This is a genomic window from Rhodoferax ferrireducens, from assembly GCF_031458075.1.
Lineage (GTDB): Bacteria > Pseudomonadota > Gammaproteobacteria > Burkholderiales > Burkholderiaceae_C > Rhodoferax_B > Rhodoferax_B ferrireducens_A.
Window position 1 is genome coordinate 1 of the sequence record NZ_JAVDXT010000001.1, and the last position, 24818, is coordinate 24818.

General features: G+C 66.6%; 24 protein-coding genes. 13 read left to right on the plus strand and 11 right to left on the minus strand.

Features of this window, described 5'->3' with window-relative positions; genetic code table 11:
• Nucleotides 1-333 precede the first annotated feature (333 nt).
• Nucleotides 334-462: a hypothetical protein gene (locus tag J2X19_RS00005; RefSeq protein WP_310369483.1), complete on the minus strand. Its 129-nt coding sequence runs from the start codon at nucleotides 460-462 to the stop codon at nucleotides 334-336.
• On the opposite strand from J2X19_RS00005, the gene J2X19_RS00010 reads away from it, so the two are divergent.
• Nucleotides 461-1450 (plus strand): isopenicillin N synthase family dioxygenase, encoded by a 990-nt coding sequence (locus tag J2X19_RS00010; protein WP_310369484.1) that lies wholly within the window; start codon nucleotides 461-463, stop codon nucleotides 1448-1450. The genes J2X19_RS00005 and J2X19_RS00010 overlap by 2 nt on opposite strands.
• Nucleotides 1451-1559: 109 nt before the next feature.
• Here J2X19_RS00010 and J2X19_RS00015 read toward each other — a convergent pair whose 3' ends face one another.
• The 4 genes from J2X19_RS00015 to argH all read right to left on the minus strand — a co-directional run bounded on the left by J2X19_RS00015 (nucleotide 1560) and on the right by argH (nucleotide 5621).
• Entirely contained in the window at nucleotides 1560-2867 is a 1308-nt protein-coding gene (locus tag J2X19_RS00015) for an ATP-binding protein (protein ID WP_310369486.1), read from the minus strand.
• Nucleotides 2864-3523, minus strand: a complete 660-nt coding sequence (locus tag J2X19_RS00020) for a response regulator (RefSeq protein WP_310369487.1) — start codon at nucleotides 3521-3523, stop codon at nucleotides 2864-2866. Before J2X19_RS00020 ends, J2X19_RS00015 begins: the two co-directional genes overlap by 4 nt.
• A gap of 73 nt (nucleotides 3524-3596) precedes the next feature.
• Complete coding sequence (locus J2X19_RS00025) at nucleotides 3597-4034, minus strand: universal stress protein (protein ID WP_116605740.1); 438 nt, start codon at nucleotides 4032-4034, stop codon at nucleotides 3597-3599.
• Between the two features lie 183 nt (nucleotides 4035-4217).
• A complete protein-coding gene (argH, locus tag J2X19_RS00030; RefSeq protein ID WP_310369492.1) occupies nucleotides 4218-5621 on the minus strand; it encodes an argininosuccinate lyase in 1404 nt (467 codons plus the stop codon).
• A gap of 68 nt (nucleotides 5622-5689) precedes the next feature.
• On the opposite strand from argH, the gene J2X19_RS00035 reads away from it, so the two are divergent.
• From J2X19_RS00035 to J2X19_RS00050, 4 genes are read left to right on the plus strand one after another with little or no spacing between them, the layout of a single operon-like run.
• Nucleotides 5690-6724, plus strand: coding sequence for a sensor histidine kinase (locus tag J2X19_RS00035; protein ID WP_310369493.1), 1035 nt, complete (start codon nucleotides 5690-5692; stop codon nucleotides 6722-6724).
• Nucleotides 6721-7464 carry a LytR/AlgR family response regulator transcription factor gene (locus J2X19_RS00040; protein ID WP_310369496.1) on the plus strand — a complete coding sequence of 248 codons (744 nt, stop codon included), beginning with the start codon at nucleotides 6721-6723 and terminating at the stop codon, nucleotides 7462-7464. The genes J2X19_RS00035 and J2X19_RS00040 overlap by 4 nt, the downstream gene beginning before the upstream one ends.
• A 10-nt stretch (nucleotides 7465-7474) precedes the next feature.
• Nucleotides 7475-7867: an SMU1112c/YaeR family gloxylase I-like metalloprotein gene (gloA2, locus tag J2X19_RS00045; RefSeq protein ID WP_310369498.1), complete on the plus strand. Its 393-nt coding sequence runs from the start codon at nucleotides 7475-7477 to the stop codon at nucleotides 7865-7867.
• Nucleotides 7868-7872: 5 nt separating this feature from the next.
• Entirely contained in the window at nucleotides 7873-8412 is a 540-nt protein-coding gene (locus J2X19_RS00050; RefSeq protein WP_116605742.1) for an NYN domain-containing protein, read from the plus strand.
• 57 nt (nucleotides 8413-8469) lie between these two features.
• On the opposite strand, the gene J2X19_RS00055 is transcribed toward J2X19_RS00050, so the two are convergent.
• Nucleotides 8470-8955, minus strand: coding sequence for an acyl-CoA thioesterase (locus J2X19_RS00055; RefSeq protein WP_310369500.1), 486 nt, complete (start codon nucleotides 8953-8955; stop codon nucleotides 8470-8472).
• 30 nt (nucleotides 8956-8985) lie between these two features.
• Entirely contained in the window at nucleotides 8986-10545 is a 1560-nt protein-coding gene (norR, locus tag J2X19_RS00060) for a nitric oxide reductase transcriptional regulator NorR (RefSeq protein ID WP_310369502.1), read from the minus strand.
• A gap of 126 nt (nucleotides 10546-10671) precedes the next feature.
• Between norR and hmpA the strand changes: the two genes are divergently transcribed.
• The 3 genes from hmpA (at nucleotide 10672) to J2X19_RS00075 (ending at nucleotide 15171) form a co-directional block, all read left to right on the plus strand.
• The gene (hmpA, locus tag J2X19_RS00065; RefSeq protein ID WP_310369504.1) at nucleotides 10672-11853 is read left to right on the plus strand and encodes an NO-inducible flavohemoprotein; all 1182 of its coding nucleotides are present in this window, start codon (nucleotides 10672-10674) and stop codon (nucleotides 11851-11853) included.
• A gap of 35 nt (nucleotides 11854-11888) precedes the next feature.
• Complete coding sequence (locus tag J2X19_RS00070) at nucleotides 11889-13223, plus strand: NAD(P)/FAD-dependent oxidoreductase (RefSeq protein WP_310369506.1); 1335 nt, start codon at nucleotides 11889-11891, stop codon at nucleotides 13221-13223.
• Nucleotides 13224-13356: 133 nt separating this feature from the next.
• Complete coding sequence (locus J2X19_RS00075; RefSeq protein WP_310369508.1) at nucleotides 13357-15171, plus strand: methyl-accepting chemotaxis protein; 1815 nt, start codon at nucleotides 13357-13359, stop codon at nucleotides 15169-15171.
• A 68-nt stretch (nucleotides 15172-15239) separates the two neighbouring features.
• On the opposite strand, the gene recJ is transcribed toward J2X19_RS00075, so the two are convergent.
• A complete protein-coding gene (gene recJ, locus J2X19_RS00080) occupies nucleotides 15240-16964 on the minus strand; it encodes a single-stranded-DNA-specific exonuclease RecJ (protein WP_310369510.1) in 1725 nt (574 codons plus the stop codon).
• Entirely contained in the window at nucleotides 16961-17911 is a 951-nt protein-coding gene (locus J2X19_RS00085; RefSeq protein WP_310369512.1) for a phosphoglycerate mutase, read from the minus strand. Before J2X19_RS00085 ends, recJ begins: the two co-directional genes overlap by 4 nt.
• Before the next feature lie 176 nt (nucleotides 17912-18087).
• On the opposite strand from J2X19_RS00085, the gene J2X19_RS00090 reads away from it, so the two are divergent.
• The 5 genes from J2X19_RS00090 (at nucleotide 18088) to J2X19_RS00110 (ending at nucleotide 23155) form a co-directional block, all read left to right on the plus strand.
• The gene (locus J2X19_RS00090) at nucleotides 18088-19170 is read left to right on the plus strand and encodes a TIGR03118 family protein (RefSeq protein ID WP_310369514.1); all 1083 of its coding nucleotides are present in this window, start codon (nucleotides 18088-18090) and stop codon (nucleotides 19168-19170) included.
• Nucleotides 19171-19274: 104 nt separating this feature from the next.
• Nucleotides 19275-19961 carry an SOS response-associated peptidase gene (locus J2X19_RS00095; RefSeq protein ID WP_310369516.1) on the plus strand — a complete coding sequence of 229 codons (687 nt, stop codon included), beginning with the start codon at nucleotides 19275-19277 and terminating at the stop codon, nucleotides 19959-19961.
• Complete coding sequence (locus J2X19_RS00100; protein ID WP_310369518.1) at nucleotides 19961-20398, plus strand: TIGR02594 family protein; 438 nt, start codon at nucleotides 19961-19963, stop codon at nucleotides 20396-20398. The genes J2X19_RS00095 and J2X19_RS00100 overlap by 1 nt, the downstream gene beginning before the upstream one ends.
• A 62-nt stretch (nucleotides 20399-20460) precedes the next feature.
• Nucleotides 20461-22185: a dipeptidase gene (locus J2X19_RS00105; protein ID WP_310369520.1), complete on the plus strand. Its 1725-nt coding sequence runs from the start codon at nucleotides 20461-20463 to the stop codon at nucleotides 22183-22185.
• A gap of 46 nt (nucleotides 22186-22231) precedes the next feature.
• On the plus strand, nucleotides 22232-23155 hold the full coding sequence (locus J2X19_RS00110; RefSeq protein WP_310369522.1) for an L-lactate dehydrogenase: 924 nt from the start codon (nucleotides 22232-22234) through the stop codon (nucleotides 23153-23155).
• Nucleotides 23156-23220: 65 nt separating this feature from the next.
• Here the strand turns inward: J2X19_RS00110 and J2X19_RS00115 are convergent, their stop codons facing one another.
• Both J2X19_RS00115 and J2X19_RS00120 read right to left on the minus strand, forming a co-directional pair.
• Nucleotides 23221-23838: a 2-dehydro-3-deoxy-6-phosphogalactonate aldolase gene (locus J2X19_RS00115; RefSeq protein WP_310369524.1), complete on the minus strand. Its 618-nt coding sequence runs from the start codon at nucleotides 23836-23838 to the stop codon at nucleotides 23221-23223.
• 2 nt (nucleotides 23839-23840) lie between these two features.
• Nucleotides 23841-24770 carry a 2-dehydro-3-deoxygalactonokinase gene (locus tag J2X19_RS00120; RefSeq protein ID WP_310369526.1) on the minus strand — a complete coding sequence of 310 codons (930 nt, stop codon included), beginning with the start codon at nucleotides 24768-24770 and terminating at the stop codon, nucleotides 23841-23843.
• Nucleotides 24771-24818: the final 48 nt, after the last annotated feature.

Here is a 24818-nt window from a genome sequence, read left to right on the forward strand (position 1 = left end):
TTTGCCAGGCCATGTACTTCTCCTCGCGCATCTCGCGCGGGAAAAGTGTTACCCATGTCCTCGCACACCTGTTACCTAGGTACCCGGTCCATACAGCATGCCAATAACCATGTTGGGTATGCACACTGGGCTTTTGCAGGCGGTGCAGCGACGTGCTGCGATGTGCTCCATAGCGAGCGGCCCTGAGGATCGATGGGCACCCTTCTTGCATGGCCTGTGGCAGGAGTAGAAGCGTTCACTGCGCAGCCCCGTTGCCTTTGTGCATGGTGGGCAGGCAGCCGGAAATTGCTCTTGAAGCCCGCACCTCGCGGTGTGCCCGTGCGCACTGTGGCTTCAGGAAAAACCGGACTGCGCCCGATGGGCCATGAACGCCATCGCGAGCATGCCCTTGCGGCAGTCCGGATTTCTGAAGCCTGGAGCGGGAAGACCTTTCTTCCACCCCTTCTTTTTGGAAAACCGCATGACCACCTCCTACGACCTGACCGAGCTGCAGAAAGAAACGCGCATGGGCGCCTTGGGCTCGGAAACCAGCAACCGTGAGATCCGCCGCATCGACCTCTCGGACTTCGCGCTGCGCAAGACAGAGATTGCCCACCAGCTGTGGGACGCCGCTGTCGATGTCGGCTTCTTCCAGATCGTGAACCACGGCATAGCGCTGGACGATGTCCGAAACGCCTTCGCCATGACCGAGCGCTTCTTTGCGCTGCCCGATGCCGTGAAGGCCCAGTACCCCTTGAAAAAGGCCTTGAACGTCGGTTGGGAGAGCCGCGCGCAGGTGCGCCCGTCCACGGGAACGCCCGACCAGAAGGAGTCTTACCAGATCACGCGGCCCCACATGGTCGACCTGTGGCCCACCGATGAAGAATTGGCGGGTTTTCAAGCCACCATGCAGGCCTTCGAGGGCCAGTGCTGGCAGGTGGCGATGCAGGTGCTGTCCTGCTTTGCGTGGAAGCTTGGGTTCGATGAAGCCTTCTTTCTGCGTGCGCACGACCCGGCGCAGGCCAGTTACCAGAGCACACTGCGTCTGCTGCACTACTTTGCAACGCCGCCCGGGCAGCAAGCCGGCCTAGGCCTGTGGCGCGCCGGTGCGCACACCGACTTCGACTGTCTGACCCTGCTGTTCCAGCGCCAGGGCCAGGGTGGCCTGCAGGTGTGCCCGGGCAAGGAGATGGAAAGCCTAGCCTGGACCTCGGTGGAGCCCGATGAGCAAGCGGTCACCTGCAATATCGGCGACATGCTGATGCGCTGGAGCGACGACCAACTGCCCTCCAACTTTCACCGCGTGAAGAACCCGCTGCCGGGGGAATACATGGGACCTCGCTACAGCATGGCCTTCTTCGCGCAGGCCAACCGGGACGCCACCATCGAAGGCCCGGGGCGCAAGTACCCGCCTATCACTGCGGGCGACTACCTGAACCAGCGCGTGGCGGCCAACTTCAAAGCGTATTGATCGGGCGGGCGGGGCAGCATCCGCTATGTTCATACTACCGATTCCCCAGGCTTTATCTTCTCTGCATCGGTGAATGAGCTTGGCTTATTCGGGATGTTCACATACGTTCTCAGCCCGCCGACGCCGGGAACTCCAGCGTCACCCGCAGCCCGCCCAGCTTGGGCGATGACCCCAGCCGCAACTGGGCGCCATGCCGCTGGGCGATGGCCTGGGCGATGGCCAGGCCCAGGCCGCTGCCGCTGGCGGTCGCACTGGCGCTGCGGAAGAAGCGGTCGAACACCCGTCCCATGTCTTCCGCGGCAATGCCCGGGCCCGAGTCGTCCACGCTGAGCACCGGGGCGCCGTTGTCCAGCGCGATGGCGACGTCGACCCTACCGTGCTCCGGCGTGTATTTCAGCGCATTGTCCAACAGGTTGCGCAGCAGGATGCGCAGCGCGTCGGCGTGGCCTTGCACCCATACCGGCTCGCTGGGTGCGACGCCGATGTCCTGCTGGCGCTCCTGGGCCTGCGGCAGCATTTCCTCGACCGCCAGGCGTACCAGGTCTTGCAGCTGGAGGCGTTCGGGCGGGGTCTCGCTGGCCGATTCCTGGCGTGCCAGCACCAGCAGCTGGTTCATCAAGCGGATCGCGCGGTCTATGCCCTGGTGCAGCCGGGCCACGGCGACGCTGCGGGTTGGCGCATCGGCCGCGCGGTCGAGCGCCTGGGCCTGCAGCTTCAGCGCGGTCAACGGCGAGCGCAGCTCGTGGGCGGCATTGGCGACAAAGGCTTGCTGGGCGTGGAAGGCGGCGTGCACGCGGTCGAACAGCAGGTTTAGCTCGTGCACCAGCGGCCGCACTTCGTCGGGCAGGCCGTCTTCGGCCAGCGGCGAGAGGTCGTCGGCGGCACGGCTGGCCACCTGCTGGCGCGTGCGTTCCAGCGGCTTCAGCGCGTGGCGTATGGTCCACCACAGGGCCAGCATCAGCAGCGGCGCCATCCAGGCCATGGGCAGCATGGCGCGCGCGGCCAGGGCCCGGGCGCGGGCCTGGCGGGCGCTCAGGTCCTGGGCGATCTGGATGGTCTGGGCGGCGGTCTGGATCGAGTAGACGCGGTAGCGCGTGCCGTTTTGCTCCACGTCCGAAAATCCCAGCACGGCCTGCGGCGGCAGCCGGTTGTGGTGCGACTGGAACAGCTGCACGCCGTTGGCGCTCCAGATCTGCACTTCGTAGTCGGCGTCCAGCTCGGATTCGGTCGGCTCCAGCTGGCTGGGCGCGCCATTGCGCAGCGCATAGGCCATTTGCTGCAGGTGGTAGTCGAACATCTCGTCGGCCTGCTGCAGCGCGCCGCGGTAGGCCGACGCGGCCTGGAACAGCGCGGCCACCAGGATGGCCGTCATCACCGAGCCCAACAGCCGGCGGCGCAGGGAGTGTGTGCCGCTCATGGCTTGGGCATCACATAACCGAGGCCGCGCACGTTCTGGATCAGCTCGGCGCCGAGCTTCTTGCGCAGGCCATGGATGTAGACCTCGACGGCGTTGCTGCTCACGTCGTCCTTCCAGCTGTAGAGTTTTTCTTCCAGCTGGGCGCGGGAGAACACCACGCCGGGCCGGGCCATCAGGGCCTCCAGCACCGCCCATTCGCGGGCCGACAGCACGATGGCCTGGCCGTCGCGCGTGGCTTCGTGGGTGGCGGGGTTCAGGCGCAGTCCGTGCACTTCCAGCACCGGGTCGGCGCGGCCGGCGCTGCGCCGGGTCAGCGCGCGGATGCGGGCCAGCAGCTCGTCGATGTCATAGGGTTTGAGCACATAGTCGTCGGCACCGGCGTCCAAGCCTTTGATACGGTCGGCGACCGCGTCGCGGGCGGTGGCGACCAGCACCGGCGTGGCGTCCTTGCGCTGGCGCAGGGCTTTCAGCACCTCCAGGCCGTCCAACTTGGGCAGGCCCAGGTCCAGCAGCACCAGGTCGTAGTGTTCGCTGCGCAGCGCGGTGTCGGCCATGGCGCCGTCTTTCACCCAGTCCACGGCGAAGTGCTCGGCGCGCAGCACGTCGAGCACGGTTTCGCCGATCATCGTGTCGTCTTCTACCAGCAGCAGTCGCATGGAGATCCTGTGTTTCCTGTATGCGCTGCGAGTATGCCCGGCCGGGCTTAGGCCAGGCTTAAAGCCGCGAACCTCAGCGGGCGACCAGCACCGGCAGCGTGGATTCGGCCAGCACCTTGGTGGTGATGCTGCCCAGCATCAGCTTGGCGATGCCGGTGCGGCCGTGCGAGCCGATGACGATCATGTCCGCACCTTCGCTGTGGGCGTTCTCCACGATGGCTTTCGATACGGCCCGGTCTTCCACCACGATGGTCTGCAGCGCCACAGTGCTGCCCTGGTTGCACAGGGCCTGCACTTTGGCGTGCGCTGCAGAGGCTTCCTGCTGTGCGGCGGCCATGTAGTACTGGACGCCTTCGGTGCTCATTTCACCCACCGCCAGGTAGGGGTAGGGGTCTACCGCATACAGCGAGGTCAGTTTGGCGCCCATGCTCCGGGCCAGGTCCACGGCCAGGGCCGCAGCGTGGTCCGAGGCGGTGGAGCCATCGGTAGCCAACAGAATGTGTTTCAGCATAGGGACTCCTTGCGCACAAGGCTTGTGCTGTCCCATTGTGCGACCGATGCGCGCGCCACAGCCTTGACCTGCATCAAGGATGTAAGCCTTTGTTTTTCTCTATGTAAAAAATGCCGCTAGCGCAGTATCTACCAGCGCAGGTAGCTATCTATTAAATAGCATTCCTGCACTCGCTACAGGGCTTTAGGCCAGGCGCGCCCGGTGCCGTGCGATCTGCGCGCTGACCTGGGCCGGCGCGGTGCCGCCCAGGGTGTTGCGGGCGTTCATGGAGCCGCGCAGGCTCAGCACGTCGTACACGTCTTTTTCGATCTTCGGGTTGAACTGCTGCAGCACCGACAGCGGCAGCTCGGACAGGTCCACGTTGTGCGAGATCGCAGCCTTGACCGCATGGGCCACGGCCTCGTGCGCGTCGCGGAACGGCAGGCCCTTCTTCACCATGTAGTCGGCCAGGTCGGTGGCGGTGGCATAGCCGCGCAGCGCGGCACGCTCCATGGCTTCGGGCTTGACGGTGATGCCGCCGACCATCTCGGCGAAGATGCGCAGCGTGTCTTTCAGCGTGTCGACCGTGTCGAACAGCGGCTCCTTGTCTTCCTGGTTGTCCTTGTTGTAGGCCAGGGGCTGGCCCTTCATCAGGGTGATCAGGCCCATCAGGTGGCCGACGACGCGGCCGGTCTTGCCGCGCGCCAGCTCGGGCACGTCGGGGTTCTTCTTCTGCGGCATGATGCTGGAGCCGGTGCAGAAGCGGTCGGCGATGTCGATGAAGCCAAAGCTCTGGCTGATCCACAGCACCAGCTCTTCGCTCAAGCGGCTGATGTGCACCATGGCGATGCTGGCGGCGGCGGTGAACTCGATGGCAAAGTCGCGGTCGCTGACGGCGTCCAGGCTGTTCTGGCACACGCCTTCCATGCCCAGGGTCTTGGCCACGCGCTCGCGGTCCAGCGGGTAGCTGGTGCCGGCCAGGGCCGCACTGCCCAGCGGCAGGCGGTTCACGCGCTTGCGAACGTCCAGCATGCGCTCGGCGTCGCGGGCAAACATTTCCACATAGGCCAGCATGTGGTGGCCAAAGCTCACCGGCTGGGCTACCTGCAGGTGGGTGAAGCCGGGCATCACCACGTCAACGTTCTTCTCGGCGATGCTGACCAGGGCCAGCTGCAGGTCGGTCAACAGGCCGTTGATCAGGTCCATCTCGCCGCGCAGCCACAGGCGCACGTCGGTGGCCACCTGGTCGTTGCGGCTGCGTCCCGTGTGCAGGCGCTTGCCGGCGTCGCCGACCAGCTGGGTCAGGCGGGCTTCGATGTTCAGGTGCACGTCTTCCAGGTCCAGCTTCCACTCGAAGTTGCCGGACTCGATGTCGGCGCTGATCTGCGCCAGGCCGCGCTGGATGTCGGCATGGTCCTGGGCGGCGATGATGTTTTGCGCAGCCAGCATCTCGGCATGGGCCAGGCTGCCGGCGATGTCGGCCTGCCACAGGCGCTTGTCAAAAAACACGCTGGAGGTGTAGCGCTTGACCAGATCGCTCATGGGCTCGGAGAACAGCGCCGACCAGGCTTCGGATTTTTTGTCGAGTTGGTTTGGGGAGGAGGACATGCGGGGCACCAAATGGAAACTGAAGTGGCGTACCAATGAAGATGAACTTCCCCAATAATCGGGCTGGTATGCAAGAGACCCAAATTTTATCGGGCTTCCAGCCTGTGGCCGCCGAGCCGTCCGCGTCTGCCCGGCCGGCGCTGGTGTTCGACGCCTGCCAGGCCGGCGTGATTCTGCGCGCCGTGCTGTTTGTCGAGGTGGCGGTGGCCGTGGCCGCGCTGTTTGGCGCGCAGGACAGCTGGGACTGGCTGACCAAACTGGCGCTGTGGACCGGCGGCGCCTTGCCCGCGGTGCTGGTCTGGCTGCTGGCCGCCTGCAGCCTGAAGCGCAGCCTGGCGCGGCTGCGCCAGCGCTGGCAGAACGCCGCCGGCGTGGCCTTGGGTGCGCTGGCCGGCCTGTATGGCTGCGGCATGCTGGCGCTGATCGGTGTCGTTGAGCCCGCGCCCTGGGGGGCCAGCGCGGCGGCCGGTGCCTGGCTGTCGGCGTTGATCGTGGCCGGCCTGGTGCTGCGCGCCCGGGCCCGCACGCCGGCGGCCACCACCGCCCGTCTGGGCGAGCTGCAGGCGCGGATCCGGCCGCATTTTCTGTTCAATACCTTGAACAGCGCGATTGCGCTGGTGCGGGCCGAGCCGGCCCGGGCCGAGGCCTTGCTGGAAGACCTGAGCGACCTGTTCCGCCATGCGCTGGTCGACCAGGGCGAATCCGTCTCCCTGGAGCAGGAGACCACCTTGGCCGAGCGCTATCTGTCCATCGAGCAGGTGCGCTTTGGCGAGCGGCTACGCGTGCAGTGGTCGCTGGACCCGCGGGCGGCAGGCGCCGAGCTGCCGCCGCTGCTGCTGCAGCCGCTGGTGGAGAACGCGGTCAAGCATGGCGTCGAGCCCAGCGCCAGTGGAGCCGATCTGCACATCTCCACCGAGCGGCGCGGCAGCACGGTGGTCATCAAGATCAGCAATACCGTGCCCGGCGGCCAGGGCGCGCCCGGCCACGGCCTGGCACTCGACAATGTGCGCGACCGCCTGAACCTGCTGCACGATGTGCACAGCCAGTTCCAGGCCGGCTTGAAAGACGGCGTCTACCAGGTACGCATGGAGCTGCCGCTATGAACAGCCTGCGCGTCTTGCTGGTGGACGACGAAGCGCTGGCGCGTTCCCGGCTGCGCACGCTGCTGGGCGACTGCACTGCGCCGCGGGCCCAGGTGGGTGGCGAGGCGGCGAATGCCGAGCAGGCGCTGGCCTTGCTGTCCAGCCAGACTTTCGACCTGCTGCTGCTCGACATCCACATGCCCGGCATCGACGGCCTGCAGCTGGCCCAGCGCCTGCAGGCCCTGGGCCAGCCGCCGGCCGTGGTGTTCGTCACCGCCCACGCCGGCCATGCGCTGCAGGCCTTCGAGGTGGCGGCGGTCGACTATTTGACCAAGCCGGTGCGGCTGGAGCGGCTCCAGCAGGCGCTACAAAAAGTAGAGCGTATTGCGCAGGTAAATAAAGCGCCAGAGCCCGATTTGACCGAGGACGTGCTGGTGATACACGACCGCGGCCGCACCGAGCGCGTGCCCATGGCCAGCGTGCTGTACCTGAAGGCCGAGCTGAAGTACATCACCGTGCGCACCGCCAGCAAGAACTACATCCTCGACGGCTCCCTGAGCGAGCTGGAGGCGCGCCACGCCAGTGTGTTCATCCGCATCCACCGCAATGCCCTGGTGTCCAAGCGCGCCCTGCGGGCCCTGGAAAAGCATTTCGACCCCGAAGAGGGCGAGGGCTGGGCCGTGCGCCTGCAAGGCCTGGCCGAGCCGCTGATGGTGTCGCGCCGGCAGCTGGCCGCAGTGCGCGAGGCGATGGCGGGGTAAGCTCGGTGGTATGCAACTCGCCAGCCTGCACCACGCCGCCATCATCTGCTCGGACTACGCCCGCTCCAAAGACTTTTACACCCGCATCCTGGGCCTGCGCGTCGTCGCCGAGAACCTGCGCGCCGAGCGCCAGTCGTACAAGCTGGACCTGGCCTTGGCCGATGGCTCGCAGATCGAGCTGTTTTCCTTTCCGTCCCCGCCGCCGCGCCCCTCGCGGCCCGAGGCCTGCGGCCTGCGCCATCTGGCGTTTGCGGTGGTCGACCTGGATTCCAACATGGCCAGCCTGCAAGCCGATGGCGTGGCTGTCGAGCCGGTGCGGGTGGATGAATTCACCGGCCGGCGCTTTACCTTTTTTGCCGACCCCGACGGTCTGCCCCTCGAACTTTATGAAATGAACCCGTGACCCCCATGAAGACTGTCTGGATCGTAGATGCCGCGTATTTGTACAACTTCGGCCGCTCCCGGCCGAACGGCTTTGACTACCTGAAGCTGAAGAACGAGCTGGTCAAGGCCAACGGCGGCCCGCTGTACGAGAGCTACTACCTCAATTCCACGGGCGACCCGAACGCCGAGGCGCAGAACGCCTTCCACACCTGGATCAAGTCCGCGCCACCCAAGGGCCCGCAGATGCGGGTCCAGCTGTACAAGCTGAAGGAGCAGCACAACCAGTGCCCGTCCTGCGGCACGCGTTTCGACCGCACGGTGCAGAAAGGCGTGGACGTGGCCATCGCCACCCTGATGATCAAGCTGGCCGCCCAGGGCATTTACGACCGGGTGATCCTGTCGGCCGGCGACGGTGATTTCGAGGATGCGATCTCCTACCTGAAGTCGGACCTGCACAAAGAGGTCTGGCTGAACGGCGCGCAGGCCACCTTGTCGGCCGACCTGCAGTGCTATGCCGACCGCGTGCTCTGGCTGGACGATATGGGGTCCAGCATCGATAGGTAGTTTTGCTATTGAATAAGTAGCTGCTTGCGCAGGCAGTACCTGCGCCGGAGCCGGTTTTTACTCGTAACTGGCTTTGATCGAGGCAAACTTGCTGGCCAGCTCCTGGCGCAGCTTTTTGCGCAACACGGCCTGCTCGAAGCGGCGCTTGCCGTCGACCGAATCGGGGTGCAGCGCCGGCACGGGCGCGGGCTTGCGGTCGTCGTCCACAGCCACCATGGTGAAGAAGCAGCTGTTCACATGGCGCACGCTGTGGCCACGGATGTTCTCGGCCACCACCTTGATGCCGACTTCCATCGACGAGGTACCGGTGTGGTTGATGCTGGCCAGAAAGGTTACCAGCTCGCCCACGTGGATGGGTTGCAAAAACATCACCTGGTCGACGCTGACCGTTACCACATAGCGGCCCGCGTAGCGGCTGGCGCAGGCGTAGGCCACCTGGTCGAGCAGCTTGAGCACGGCGCCGCCGTGCACATTGCCCGAAAAATTCGCCATATCCGGGGTCATCAAGACCGTCATGCTCAGTTGGTGTGCTGGGAGTTCCATCGCGGGCTTTCGTAATTCTTGTGCCGATTATTACTGTTTGCGCAAACCGAGGCGACCGGCGAGCCGGACCAGATTGGCCCGGTGCAGGCCCAGTTCGCGCGCCACCGAGGCCCAGTTGCCCTGGTGGCGCTGCAGGCTGTCGGCGATGCGCTGGCGCTGGTGGTCGTCCAGCGAAGTACGCAGATCGACGGGCGGTGTCGTATCGGCCGGCATGTCCACCGTTGCGGTTTGGGCGCCCAGGTCTAGATGCGCAGCCGTCAGGCTGACGATGCGGGCCCGGGGCGCCGCGCCCTGCATGGCCTTGAGCGCGCTGCGGGCGATCAGGTGCTCGAGTTCGCGCACATTGCCGGGCCAGCGGTGCGCGAGCAGCGCGGCCTGCGCATCGGCATCCAGCCGCAGGCTGCCCAGGCCGAGCCGGGATCGGTTCAGCTCCAAAAAATGCCCGGCCAGCAGCAGCACGTCGTGGCCGCGCTCGCACAGCGGCGGCACCGGCAAGGGGTAGACGCTGAGCCGGTGGTAGAAGTCGGCGCGGTAGCGGCCGGCGCGCACCTCCTGCGCCAGATCGCGGTTGGTGGCGGCAATCACCCGCACATCGACGCGGTGCTCGCGGTCCGAGCCCAGGCGCTGCAGCTGGCCGCCCTGCAGCACGCGCAGCAGCTTGGCCTGCACGCTCAGCGACAGCTCGCCCACCTCGTCGAGGAACAGCGTGCCGCCATCGGCCAGCTCGAACTTGCCGCGCCGGTCTGCCACCGCGCCCGAGAACGCGCCGCGCACATGGCCAAACAGCTCGCTTTCCACCAGCGATTCGGGCAGGGCCGCGCAGTTCAGGCTGATCAGCGGCCGGCTGGCACGCGGCGAAGCCGCATGCAGAGCCTGGGCCACCAGCTCCTTGCCGACGCCGGTTTCGCCGGTGATCAGCACCGTCAGGTCGCTGTTGCCGACGGTGGCGATGTCGGCCAGCAGGCGCTGGTGGGCCGGGCTCTGGCCGATTAGCGTGGGCGCCGGGTGCTCTTCGGCCAGCGCGCGGTAGCTTTCGGCGCGCGCATGCTCGGCCTCGAACTGCTGCGCCAGCCCGGCCATGCGCTGCACCACGCTGACCGTTGCCGCCGCCAGGCTGGCAAAGGCCTGCAGATCGGCCAGATCGACGCTGGAGAAGCGTTCCTTGTCCAGCGCGTCCAGGGTCAGCACGCCCCATGGGGTGTCGCCCAGCAGTACCGGGCAGCCCATGCAGTCGTGCACCTCCAGCTGTACGCCTTCGATCAGGCCGTCGTAGGGGTCGGGCAGCGGGCTGTCGGGCGGGAAGCGGGTCGGGCCGGGGGCTTCCAGCAGCTGCTGCAGGCGCGGGTGTTCGCTGACCTTGAAGCGCCGCCCCAGCGTGTCGTGGCTCAAGCCGTCGACGGCCAGCGGCAGCAGCCAGCCGCCGTCCAGCCGTAAAAGCGCGGCTGCATCGCAGGGCAGCAGGGCGCGCACGGCCTCCAGCAAGCGGCGGTAACGCTCGCCGTCGGGCAGTTCGCGTGCCAGGTCGTCGACCAGGGGCACCAGGGTCTGGAGCAGGCTTTTTGTTATCAAAATGATTCCTTGGTAGATCATTATGACTGCATCAAAAAGATAGTGGGCGCACCTAAGTGCTTGATTTCTATGGGCTACAGGGCGGGCATGGAACTTGAGTTAGTAGCTGCAGCCGGGCGTCGCCCTGCATCCGATTGAAAGCCACACATGCTGACCCCAGAACAACGCGCCATCGTCAAATCCACCGTGCCCCTGCTGGAAAGCGGCGGCGAGGCATTGACCACGCATTTCTACAAAACCATGCTGGCCGAGCACCCCGAGGTGCGGCCCTTCTTCAACCAGGCCCACCAGGCCAATGGCGACCAGCCGCGCGCCCTGGCCAATGGCGTGCTGATGTATGCCCGGCATATCGACCACCTGGAGCAGCTGGGTGGCCTGGTGTCGCAAATCATCAACAAGCATGTGTCGCTGCAGATCGAGGCCGCGCACTACCCCATCGTCGGCGCCTGCCTGCTGCGCGCCATCCGCGAGGTGCTAGGCGCCGAGATCGCCACCGACGCCGTCATCGCAGCCTGGGGCGCGGCCTATGGCCAACTGGCCGACATCCTGATCGGTGCCGAGGAAAAGATCTACGCCGATGTGGCGGCAGCCCCCGGTGGCTGGCGCGGTGCGCGGGCTTTCCGCGTGGCGCGCAAAGAGGTGGAGAGCGACGAGATCACCTCCTTCTACCTGCAGCCCCAGGACGGCGGCGCGCTGATCGGCTTCCAGCCCGGCCAGTACATCGGCCTGCGCCTGGTGGTGAACGGCAAAGAGATCCGCCGCAACTACTCGCTGTCGGCTGCGCCGAATGGCGTGGACTACCGCATCAGCGTCAAGCGCGAGGCCGGTGGTGTGGCTTCCAACTACCTGCACGACCAGGTGCGGGTAGGCACGGTGCTGGACCTGTTCCCGCCCGCGGGCGACTTCGTGCTGGCCGCCAGCGACAAGCCGCTGGTGCTGATCAGCGGCGGTGTCGGCATCACGCCGACCCTGGCCATGCTGGATGCTGCGTTGCAGGGCACGCGGCCCGTGCACTTCATCCACTGCGCGCGCAACCGCCATGTGCATGCCTTCCGCCATGCGATCGAGGCGCGTCTGGCCAAGCACCCGCAGCTGCAGCGCTTTTATGCCTACGACGAACATAGCGGACCCGATGACGTGCCGCACGCCGTCGGCCACCTGAGCCCGCTGCAGCTGGCCCAGTGGTTGCCCGCTTCGCGCGACGTGGATGCGTATTTTCTGGGCCCCAAGCCCTTTATGCGTCAGGTGAAAAAGCAGTTGCGCGAGCTGGGCGTGCCCGAGACACAGACCCGCTATGAATTCTTCGGCCCGGCCAGCGCGCTCGAATAGTCGATACAGCTTTGGGGGCATCGTAGAATTTCCCGATGCGTACCCCCACTCCTTCCAGCACCCCGGCCCACCGCATTGTTATCGTTGGTGGAGGGGCTGCCGGGCTGGAGCTGGCGACCAGCTTGGGCAATACGCTGGGGCGCAGGGGCCAGGCCGACATCACTTTGATCGACAAGGCCCGCACCCACATCTGGAAGCCCAAGCTGCACGAGATTGCCGCCGGCAGCATGGACGTGGGCCGGCATGAGCTCAACTACCTGGCCCAGGCCCACTGGCACCATTTCCACTACCGGCTGGGCGAGATGAATGGCCTGGACCGCGCCAACAAGCTGGTGCACGTGGCGCCCTTCATCGACGAAGACGGCGTGGCGGTGACCACCCAGCAGTCGTTTGCCTACGACACCCTGGTGATGGCCGTGGGCAGCCGCAGCAACGACTTTGGCACGCCCGGCGTGGACCAGCATGCGCTGAAGCTGGAAACCCTGGCCGACGCCGAGCGCTTCCACCGCCGCATGCTCGACGCCTGCATCCGCGCCCATGCGCAGACTACGCCGCTGAGTCCGTCGCAGCTGCATGTGGCGGTGATCGGCGCCGGCGCCACCGGCGTGGAGCTGGTGGCCCAGCTGCACCGCACCACGCGCGAGGTGGTGGCCTTTGGCCTGGACCGCATCGACCCCGAGCGCGATATCCAGCTGCATTTGATCGAAGCCGCCGACCGCATCCTGCCCGCGCTGTCGCCGCGCATTTCCGCCGGCGCGCTGGACCTGCTGAACGGCCTGGGCATCAAGGTGCACACCTCGGCCCGGGTCTCGGGCGTGGCCGCCGACAGCGTGCAGCTGGCCAGCGGCGAGGTGATTCCGGCCGAGCTGCTGGTCTGGGCGGCCGGTATCAAGGCGCCGGGCTTTCTGCAGGACATCGACGGCCTGGAAACCAACCGCATCAATCAGCTGGCGGTGCACCAGACCCTGGTGACCACCCGCGACGAAAACATCTTCGCCATGGGCGACTGCGCCGCCTGCCCCTGGCCCGAAAAGAACGGCTTTGTGCCGCCACGCGCCCAGGCCGCGCACCAGCAGGCATCGCATCTGGCCAAGCAGATCAAGCGCCGCATGGCCGGCAAGCCGCTTGAGCCCTACCACTACCGCGATTTCGGCTCGCTGGTGTCGCTGGGCGACTACAGCGCCGTCGGCAGCCTGATGGGCGGGCTCATGGCCGGCAGCCTGTTCATCGACGGCCTGGTAGCGCGGCTGATGTACACCTCGCTGTACAAGATGCACGAACTGGCGCTGCACGGTTTCACCAAGGTGGCGCTGGAAACCCTGACCCGCGCCATCACCCGGCGCACCGAGTCGCACGTCAAGCTGCACTAATGCGGCCTAAATAGCGGCCGCGCAAAGGCTGCACGCAAAGTCCTTTCCAGGCAGCCGGCTTTTGGATGTAGCATTCGGTTACTTTTTGGCCGGCTGCGGTCATTTGCTTTCGTAATGGATAAAGAGACAAACCATGAAATTCAATGACATGCGGGTCGCGACCAAACTCTGGGCGACGATTCTGGGTTTGTTACTGGCCATGCTGCTGGTCACGGTATGGGTCCAGGCCCGCTCTCGCGAGGTCACCCAGACCACCGATAGCCTGGTGGCGCAATTTGAAGATTCCATTACCACCGCCGTGACCTGGCGCGGCATGGCGAACATGGCTGTGAACATGAATATGTCCAGCCTGGTCACGACCGACGAGGCCCTGAGCAAGGACTTCGACGCCAAGGTGGCGGCGATCACCGCCAGCATCACCCCGATCCAGGAAAAGATCAACAAGACCGCTTCCACGCCGGACGACAAGTCCGCGCTGGACCTGGTCGCCAAGACCCGTGCCGAGATTCGCGGCCAGGGCGACAAGGTCAAGGAGCTGAAGGCCGCGCGCGACGCCGCCGCCAGCCAGGCCTTCCTGGAAAAAGACTACCGCCCACGCGCCCAGGCCTACCTGGATTCCATCGACAAATACGTGGCCGTGCAGGTCAAGCAGCGGGATGACGCCAGGAAGGCCGCCGCCGCTGCCAGCGACAACGTGGTGCTGGTCGCCATCGCCAGCGTGCTGGTGGTGTTTGCCCTGGGTGTGGCGCTGTCGCTGCTGCTGGTGCGCTCCATCACCCAGCCGCTGCAGCGCGCCGTGGATGTGGCCGCTGCCATCACCGCCGGCGACCTGACCCTGGACATCCAGGACAGCCGCAAGGACGAATTTGGCCAGCTGTTGCGCGCCCTGTCGGGCATGGTCGGCAAGCTGCGCGGTGTGGTGGCCGAGGTTCGCACCGGCGTGGAATCGGTGTCCACCGCGTCCAACGAAATCGCCACTGGCAACCATGATTTGTCGGAACGCACCGAGCAGACCGCCTCGAACCTGCAGCAGACCGCCGCCAGCATGGAAGAGCTGACCAGCACCGTTACCCAGTCGGCCGACACCGCGCGCCAGGCGAACCAGCTGGCATCCACCGCTGCCCAGGCCGCGATCCGCGGCGGCGAAGTGGTGGCCCAGGTGGTCACCAGCATGCAGAACATCAGCGATGCCTCGCGCAAAATCGCCGACATCATCGGCACCATCGACGGCATCGCCTTCCAGACGAATATCCTGGCCTTGAACGCGGCGGTGGAAGCCGCACGGGCTGGCGAGCAAGGCCGGGGCTTTGCGGTGGTGGCGTCCGAAGTGCGCAGCCTGGCCCAGCGCTCGGCCCAGGCCGCCAAGGAGATCAAGACCCTGATCGGCGCCTCGGCGCAAACCGTCGAGTCCGGCACCCAGCAGGTGGCCCAGGCCGGCGAGACCATGGGCGAGATCGTCAGCAGCGTGCGCCGGGTCAGCGACCTGATTGGCGAGATCAGCGCTTCGTCCACCGAGCAGCGTGACGGCATCGCCCAGGTCAACCAGGCGGTCAACAACCTGGACCAGATGACGCAGCAGAACGCCGCACTGGTCGAGCAATCCGCGGCGGCCGCCTCCGGCCTGCGCGAACAATCGCAGCGCCTGTCGGAAGTGGTGTCGGTGTTCAACGTCGGCAGCCATGCGGTGCAACTGGCCCGGCCGGCACCGCGCCCGGTGGCCATGCGCCCGGCGGCTGCGCCCAAGCTGTCCGCCAAACCCGTGGCCAAGGCCTTGGCTGGCAAGCCTGCCGTGCCGGCCCCCGCCCGCCCGCCCATGAAAGCCCTGTCCACTGCCAAGCCCGCACCACCGGCCACGCCACGGGCTCCCGTGCCGCGCCGTCCGGTGGCCATCACCGCCAGCAAGCCATCCGCGGCCAAAGGCGGCGAGGGCGACTGGGAAAGTTTCTAAAACCGAAATGCTATTGAATCAATAGCTTCTGGCGCAGATAGATCAAGCGCTACAGGCCTAAAAAGCTTTTAAAGCTCGGCCGCCTCGACCAGGAACTGCACCCGGCGCTGGCCCTGCCACTCGTTCACGTCGAGCCGGAAGGCCAGGGTCACCCGGGCTGGCAGGCTCTCGGTGTGGCCGAACCAGATGCCGTCTACCGGCTGGCCCTGGTGCTTGAGCTTCAGCGACAAATGCTTTTCGCCGACCAGGCGCTGCGACACCACCTCGACTTCTTCGCTGAAGGTGGGTGGTGCAAAGCCCTGGCCCCAGACCTCCTTGTGCAGCACATCGACCAGCTCGGCACGCCGGTATTCGGGCGCCAGCGGGCCATCGGTTTCCAGCCGGCGGGTCAAGGTGGCGGCGTCCAGCCACTCCAGCGCCACCTGCTGCAGGCCTTGCTCGAACTGTTCGAAATTGTCTTCGTGCACGGTGCAGCCGGCAGCCATCGCATGGCCGCCAAAGCGCAGCAGCACGCCCGGGTGCCGCTTGGCCACCAGGTCGAGTGCGTCGCGCAGGTGGAAGCCAGGGATCGAGCGGCCCGAGCCTTTGAGCTCATGCTCCTTGCCCGGCGCCTTGCTGGCGGCGAACACGAAGATGGGGCGGTGCAGCTTGTCCTTCAGCCGGGAGGCGACGATGCCGACCACGCCTTCGTGGAAATCCGGGTCGAACACGCAGACCGCTGGCGGCGGCTCTTCGGATTCGTCGAACAATGACTCGGCCACCAGCATCGCCTGGTCGCGCATGCCGCCCTCGATTTCGCGGCGCTCGCGGTTGATCTTGTCCAGCGTCGTAGCCAGTTCGGTGGCGCGCGCCGTGTCGTCGGTCAGCAGGCATTCGATGCCCAGTGTCATGTCGGCCAGGCGCCCGGCGGCGTTGATGCGTGGGCCGAGTGCAAAGCCGAAATCGAAGGTGGTTGCGACCTTGGCCTGGCGCCCGGCTGCTACAAATAACGCAGCTAGTCCCGCAGGTTGTGCCTGCGCGCGCAGCCGTTTCAGTCCTTGGGCCACAAGGCGGCGGTTGTTCGCGTCCAGCTTCACCACATCGGCCACGGTGCCGAGGGCTACCAGGGTCAGCAACGGGTCCAGCTTGGGCTGGTTCTCGGCGGTGAAGACGCCGCGGCGGCGCAGCTCGGCGCGCAAGGCCAGCAGCACATAGAACATCACGCCGACGCCGGCGATCGACTTGCTTTCGAAGCTGCAGCCCGGCTGGTTGGGATTCACCAGCACGTCGGCATTCGGCAGCACGATCTGGCCGTCTTTCAGCGCGGGCAAATGGTGGTCGGTCACCAGCACCTGCAGGCCTAGCGCCTTGGCCTCGGCCACGCCTTCCAGGCTGGCGATGCCGTTGTCCACTGTGACCAGCATGTCGGCGCCGCTGTCCTTGACGCGGCGGGCGATGCTGGGTGTCAGGCCATAGCCGTCGGTGACGCGGTCGGGCACGATGTAGTCGGCATGCTTGGCACCCAGCAGGCGCAGGCCGCGCAGGCCCACGGCGCAGGCGGTGGCGCCATCGCAGTCGTAGTCGGCGACGATGCAAAGCTTTTTGTCGGCAGCAATGGCATCGGCCAGCAGCACGGCCGCGGCCTGCGTGCCCAGCATGCTGGCGGGCGACAGCAATCGGCCCAGGCCGTCGTCCAGCGCGTCCTTGTCGGCCACGCCGCGGGCCGCGAACAGGCGTGCCAGCAGCGGGTGCACGCCGGCCTGTTCCAGCGCCCAGACGGCGCGCGGGGGAATATCGCGTGCTGTAATTTTCATAGCTGCTCCAGCACAGCGGATAAGCGCTGGCGGCTAAAAATGCTTGATATTTTCTGCAGGAAGCTGCGTGGCACGGGCTCGAAGCTTTGCGCATTGCGTTCGCCGCACAGCGTCAGCTGTACTTGCGCGCCTTGTTCGGCGGCGAGCAGCAGGGCCGCGCAGTCTTCGGCGTCGATCTGCTGCCAGGCGGCGGTCCAGCCGGCCCAGTCTTCATTCTGGGCGGCGTGCAGCAGCGCCAGGGGCATGCGGGGGGCGGCTGCCGGCGGCGGTGGCGCGGCCAGGGCGCCGCTGCCGCTGACCCAGAACGAGTTGATCGGCAGCAGGCCGCGCTCGGCCCGTGCGTCGTTCACCGGGTGGGTGTAGAGCAGCATCTGCGTCTCGCTCTGCAGCCGCCGCAGCGGCCCGCCCTGGGCGGTGGGCGGCATCCAGTCGTCCACATTGCGGCTGCCGACGCCGCTGACCACGCGGTCCAGCGAGGCCGTGGCCAGGCCGCGGAAGATCTCGCTGCGCGCCAGCCACAGCGTGGGGTGGGCGTACTCCAGCGCAATGCCGTCTTCTTCGAAGTACGGCCGCACTGCGGTCAGCACGGCGCGCGAATCGGCTTCATCCAGGCCCAAGGTGTCGGGGCGGGCCATCACGATGTGGTCGGTCATCACCTGCCAGTGGCAGGGGGTGATGAAGGCCCAGGCGCCATCCTGCCCGGCCTGCGAGGCCCGCCAGGCGGCCCAGGGGATCAGGCCGTCGGCAGCGGCCAGGCCGTGGTGGCGGGCCAGCGCGCGTTCGTGCGGCGGCGACAGGCTGTCTTCCGGCCCGCCGTCCCGCGTGGTCGGTGTCAGGCGCGCCAGCAGCCGCTCCAGGTGGGGCAGACGCAGGGCGGCCAGCGCGGGGCGGCAGCCTTGGGAGTCGCTGGCAGCGAAGGGAATCAGCAAATGGGAGAGGGTGGACATGGGCCTATTGTCCGGGATGGCGCCGGGGGCCTGGGGGCTGTGCGCAGTGGGGCTCCTGCAAGCAGTGGTGCGTGCGCCCATTGTGATCTGCAACGCAATGTGGAGGTGCTTGCAACCTTTTTCCGAGTCCTTGGTACCTACCGACGCATTCATATTATTCAAGGAGGAATGACACCATGGTTTCCCTGCGCTCTATAGCTTTGAAATTTGCGCTTTCCGCCGCAGTTGCGGCAAGCTTGACCGCGTGCGGCGGTGGCGGAAGTGACCCCACTCCGTTCAAGTTGACCGCGCTGGTATCGGACGGCGGCGTCCCGGCAGCCAATACCGACGCGAACCTGAAGAACGGCTGGGGCATCGCCTTCAACCCCCAGGGAGTCGTTTGGGTGGCCGATGCTGGTTCGAAGAAGTCCACGCTGTATGACGGCAATGGCGTACCACAGCAACTGGTGGTGGCCATTCCCGACGGCGCCAACGGACCCGCAGGGCCGACCGGCATCGTGTTCAGCGGCGCCAGCAGCTTCCCCATCAGCCAGAACGGTGTGACGGGCTCCAGCGCATTCCTTTTCGCTACGCTGACCGGCACCATTGCCGCTTGGTCGCCCACGGTCAACCTGACCAATGCAGTAACGGCCTATGACGACGCGGCGGGCGGGGCAGAATATACCGGCCTGGCCATTGGCAGCGACGGCGGTGCGCCCCGTATTTATGCGGCGGACTTTCACAACAACAAGGTGGATGTTTTCGACAACACGTTCCAGAAGCTGGCGACTACCGGTCGCTTTACCGACCCGGCGTTGCCAGCGGGCTTCGCCCCGTTTGGCATCCAGGCGGTGGGCGACAGCATTGTGGTGGCGTATGCCCAGCAAGATAGTACGGCCCGTATCTCCGTCCATGGCAGCGGCCTGGGTTTCATCGACATCTACGACACCAGCGGCAACCTGAAAAAGCGCCTTGCCAGCGGCGGCGCACTCAACGCGCCATGGGGCCTGGCAGCTGCGCCGGCCAACTTCGGGCCGTTCAGCAACGCACTGTTGGTCGGCAACTTCGGTGATGGCACGATCCACGCGTACGACCTGCAAAGCGGCAAGCTGCTGGGCGCGCTGACCCAGAACGACGGTACGCCGATCACGGTACCCGGTTTGTGGGGCATTGCTTTCGGCAATGGCTTGAACGCGCAGCCGACCAACACTTTGTTCCTCGCGGCAGGTCCGAACCGCGGAGCCAACGGCCTGTACGCCCGGATCGATCTTGCCCAGTAAGACCCTGTAAAAGCTCCCCCCGGCCAGGCACTGGCGGCTTTATCGCCGTGTCTGGCCGCAGAGTGGGCGCGGTGGCGACAGCGGCAATTGCTACCATCGCCTGCATGAGCACCCACTACGAATCCCTGCAGCAAGCCGCTGCCTACCGCGATGCCTTCAACGTCGAACCGCCCGCTGCCTTAGGCGAGCGCCACATGTGGCCGCGCAAGCCGGGCTTCTGCATCCGGCCGGTGGCAGGCGAAGGCGATGTGCCACCCACCCGCGAACTGTTGCCGGCCCAATGGGGCCTGGTGCCGCACTGGGTCAAATCGGCGTCCGACGGCAAGCTGCGCGCGCCCAAGCTGGTGAATGCGCGGTCCGAAACCGCCAGCACCACGCAGAACTTCCGCGACGCCTGGCTGCAAAACCAGCGCTGCATCGTGCCCATGCAGGCTTTTTATGTGGACGACTGGCGTAGCGGCAAAGCCGTGCCCACGCGCATCTCGCGCATCGATGGCAAGCCCATGGGCGTGGCGGGGCTGTGGGCCAGCTGGACTGGGCCGGACGGCGTGCCCTTGCTCAGCTACACCCTATTGACCATCAACGCCAACAACCACGCCCTGATGCGCCGCTACGGCCCCGAAGGCAACGACCGGCACATGCCGGTCATCCTGAACGAAGGCGCGGTGGACGCCTGGCTGACGGTGCGCATCGAAAAAGCCAAGGAATTCATGCGCCAGTACCCGGCCAACTGGCTGGCGGCGAACCCGGTGGAAGACAAGGCGGACAAGGTACCGCAGGGCCTGTTCTGATGCAGTCTTTGCAGCAGCCTTTTGCCACCTGGATGCTGGTGGCCGCTGGTGAGAAAGGTGTGCATACCTTCCCGCCGGGCCAGAGCAATCCGCGGGTCACTGCCTACCACGCGGGCACCAACATCGCAGGCTACGACGACAAGGCTTCATGGTGCTCGTCCTTCGTCAACTGGACGCTGGCCCAGGTCGGCATTGCCGGTACCGGCTCGGCGCTGGCGCGCTCCTGGCTGGACTGGGGCAAGGCTCTGGACGAGCCGGTGCCGGGCTGCATCGTGGTGCTGACCCGCGACGACCCGACTGGCTGGAAGGGCCACGTGGGCTTCTACCTGCGCCACGAAGCCGGGCAGATCGTGCTGCTGGGCGGTAACCAGCTGGATTGCGTGTGCGAGAACAGCTATCCCGCCGACACGCTGCTCGGCTACCGCTGGCCGGCGTAACATCGTTGGCTGTCTGCGGGCCGCGCCCGCAGCCCTTTTTCCCCTGATCAAGAGGCACTGAGATGCAACGATTTTCCCTGGCCGTTTTGTGTGCGGGCATGGCCCTCGCCTGGATACCCGCCGCACAGGCCGAGACCCTGCAAAAGCCCGCACTGGACCGCTTTGCCGCGGCCCAGCAGGCCCAGCCCGCGCCGGACTTCAACGCCTTTTTGGCGGCTGCGGCCCAGGCCAACCCCTGGCTGCAAGCGGATGTGGCGGCCTACCGGGCCAAGGCGGTGCTGACCGGCGACGCGCTGACCAACATCAGCCGCCTGCTCGGCCTGTACAACCGGCTGCACAACCAGACGGCGGTGATTGCCTCTATCGCCCAGATGGTGGCCATCCCCACGGTGCGCGACGACAAGATCCCGCCGCACCAGAACCCCAGCACCATCGCCTTTGGCACGCTGCTGGAGGCCATGGCCAAAGACTTCGGCCTGCAGTACCGCAACGTGGACAACCGGATCTTCGAGATCAAGCTGGCCGGCCGCGGCCAGGAGGAGTTCGGCATCCTGACGCATGCCGATGTGGTGCCGGTGGTGGCCGATGAATGGGTGTTGGACGACGGCACCAAGCTCGACCCGTTCAAGCTGACCCGCGTCGGCGGCTACCTGTACGGCCGCGGCACCATCGACGACAAGGGCTCGATCGCCGCCGTGCTGTATGCGATGAAGTCCGTCAAGGACAGCGGCCTGCCGCTGGACCGCACCATCCGCCTGATGGTCGAGACCACCGAGGAAACCGGCGGCGACGCGATGAAGTACTACCGCGCGCAAAACCCGCTGCCCAACTACAACATCGTGCTCGACAGCAAATACCCGGCGGTGGTGGCCGAGAAGGGCTCGGGCGCGCTCAAGGTGTTCTTCCCCGCGGTACCGGCCGATGCCAGCAGCACGGCCATCGTCGCCATGGCCGGCGCAGCGGCGGCGAATGCCGTGCCGCAGAACGCCACCGCCCAGTTGCGTGGCGGCAATCTGGTGGCCGTTGCGGCCCAGCTGGAGGCCGCCAAGGCGGCATTTGTGCAGAAGTACAGCGCCCAGGGCGGGGCCTTCAGCATTGCCATCAGCAGCGGCGCCGACAGCGTGGACATCAAGGTGGTCGGCGTCTCGGCCCACGGTTCGCGGCCCGAAGAAGGCGTGAACCCGCTGCCACGTTTGGCGCTGTTCCTGCAGGAGTCTGGCGTGCCGCTGGCCCGCAACCACTACGCGCGGGCCGTGCAGTACCTGGGCGACCTGTACGGCACCGGCTACCTGGGCGAAAAGATGGGCCTGGGCTACCGCGACGACTTCATGGGGCCGCTGACCTTCTCGCCGAATCTGATCCGCGAAAAAGACGGCAAGCTCGAAGTCACTGCCAATGTGCGCATGCCGCGCGGCCGCACGCCGGCCGAGCTGACGGCCGCGGTGACCGCCAAGGTCAATGCCTGGTCCAGCGCCCAGCAGGCGCCGCTGGAAGTCAGCTACGACCAGGGCGACTGGATGGCGCGCGACCCCAAGGGCGCGTGGTTGGCCACGTTGCTGAACATCTTTGGCGACACCACCGGCCTGGAGGCCAAGCCCGTGCCCACCGCCGGCAGCACCACCGCCAAGCTGATGCCCAACGCCATCAACTTCGGCCCCGCCATGCCGGGCAAGAAGTACACGGCGCACAATGCCAAGGAGTTCAAGGAAGTGGTCGACCTGGACGCCGACATGCAGATGTTCACCGAGATGCTGGTGCGCATCGGCAACCTGCCGCAGATGCAGTAAGGGCGCTCCGCCAGACTGTCGATGAGCTAACTTTTCAAAGGCCCCCATGCATCCACGTATTTCGATTGGCATCATCGGCACGGGCTGGGTCGGGGCCAGCGTGGCGATTTCGGTGCTGCAGGCCGGGGCGGCGCAAGAGTTGATCCTGTTCGACGCGCGCGACGGCCTGGCCGAGGGCGAGGCCATGGACCTGGCGCACGGCGCATCGTTCTACCCCTCGGCCACGGTACGCGCCGGGTCGCTGGCCGAGATGCAGGACACCCAGGCCATCGTCATCACTGCCGGCAAGAACGGCGCGCCCGGCCAGTCGCGGCTGGACCTGCTGCGCGACAACCTGGCCATCTTGCGCGGCATTGCGCTGCAGCTGCGCGGCTACACGGGCATCGTGGTCATCGTCAGCAACCCGATCGACGTACTGGTCTACGACTTCACCCAGGCCTCGGGCCTGCCACCCGAACGGGTGATTGGCACCGGCACCATGCTGGATACGACGCGGCTGCGCCAGATCCTGGGCCAGCGGCTGGCGCTGGACCCGCGCTCCATCCACGCCCAGGTGCTGGGCGAGCATGGCGATTCCGAGGCGGTGCTGTGGTCGGGCGCCGAGGTCGGCGGGGTGCCGCTGCGCAGCTGGCCCGGCTGGCAGCGCGCGGACGAGGCGCAGATCGCCTTGCAGGTGCGCCGTGCCGCCTACGAGATCATCCAGCGCAAGGGCGCGACCAACCATGCCATCGGCCTGGTCACCGCGCATCTGCTGCACGGCATGTTGCGCGACGAGCGCCGGGTGCTGACGGTGACGCGGGTGCAGACCGGCGCGCTGGGCTTGTTCGGCGTGGCCTTGTCTCTGCCCACGGTGGTGGGGGCGGGTGGCGCGCTGCAGGTGCTGGAGCCGGCGCTGGAGGCCGACGAGCGCACCGCGCTGCTGCGCTCCGCCGAGGTGCTGCGCGCCGCGATTGCCTCGGTAGATTTTTAAGTCTTTTAGGCCGCCAGCGCAGCTAGTACCTGCGCCGAAAGCTACTAATTCAATAGCAAACCGGTTCAACCCGGCTGGCAGGCTTTCCATGCCGCCACGAACCCTGCGGCCCGCGTTTTCACCTGGTCGGCCGGCGTGCCGGGGGCGTACAGCTGGCCGCCGATGCCGAAGCCGGTGGCACCCACCTTGACCCAGGCCGCCATGCTCTCGGGCGTGATGCCGCCCACCGGCCAGATCGGCGTGCCGCTGGGCAGTACCGACAGCAGGGCCTTCAGGCCGGTAGTGCCGACCTGTTCGGCGGGGAAGATCTTCAGCGCATGCGCGCCGGCGTCGAGCGCGGCAAAGGCTTCGCTGGGCGTGGCGATGCCGGGGGCGCTGTACAGGCCGCTGGCGGCGCTGTGGCGTATCACTTCGGGGTTGCAATTGGGCGAGACGATCAGCTTGCCGCCGGCGGCCTTGACCGCATCCACATCGGCGGTGCGCAGCACCGTGCCGGCGCCGACCAGGGCGTCGGCCGGGGCCATGGCCGAGAGCAGGCGTATGCATTCCAGCGCGCCCGGGCGGTTCAGCGGCACCTCCAGGATGCGGAAGCCGGCGTCGAACAAGGCCTGGCCTACGTCCTCGGCCGAGGCAATGTCCAGGCCGCGCAGGATGGCGACCAGAGGGGGGTGGGGTGCGTGCATGGTCAAGCTCCGTGGGTTTGGATGTAGTGGAAGCCGCTGAGGATCACCTCGCGCGGCGACAGCACGGTGAGCGCGCTGCCGAGCTGGCGGGCCGCGACCTGGTAGGCCTCGGCCAGGGCGGGTGAGCCGATCAGGTGGAATTGGGGGCGGCCATCGGTGGTCGCGGTATGTGGGTCCAGGTCGCGCAGTACGTCTTGCAGCTCGCTGCCGATCAGCAGGCCGCTGAGGTAGGCCTGGGCCTGGTTGGCCGGCATAGTGCCGGTGACCACCCGGGCCCGGCAGGCAAACAGCTGGTGCGCGAGTGCGCCCGGCGCGCCTGCGGCCACTCCGTCGGCAAACGCGGCCTGGCTCCACAGTGGGTCCGTGCCGGCGGGTTGGGCAGCGGCGGCTAACGTGCCGTGGGTCGACAGCAAGGCAAACAACTCGCCTGTCATATAGGTGCGCAGCTGCGCGATGCGGCCGTCGCGCAGCAGCACCCATTTGCTGTGTGTGCCGGGCAGCACAAACCAGCCGTCGCGCAAGCCCATGGCGACTGCGCCCAGCAGCTGGGTTTCTTCGCCGCGCATCACGTCCGGCTGGCCTGTGGCATCGCGCACGCAGTAGCCGGGCACGATGTGGCGCCGCGCCTGGCCGGGCACCGCGACCAGGTGCTGCGGTATGGCTTCGAGCGCGACTTCCGGGCCCAGGTAAGGGGCTTCGACCCAGCCAAACGCGCTGCCGACCATGCCGGACATGACGACCGGGCTGTCGGCGCTGCTGGTCAGCGAGGGCAGCCAGGCGGCCAGCGACTCGGCGTGGCGGCCCCGGGTGGTCAGTGCGCCCTGGTCGTCGGATGCCTCGGTGCTGCACTGGCCGGCGGCGTCCAATGCATATGCGCGCCGGTGGGTCGTGCCCCAGTCCACGCCGATCCAGGGGGTATGAGAATGTGCCATGGTGTTTGTCGCCTCTGTTTTTATGAGATTGTATGATTTATTATGGGT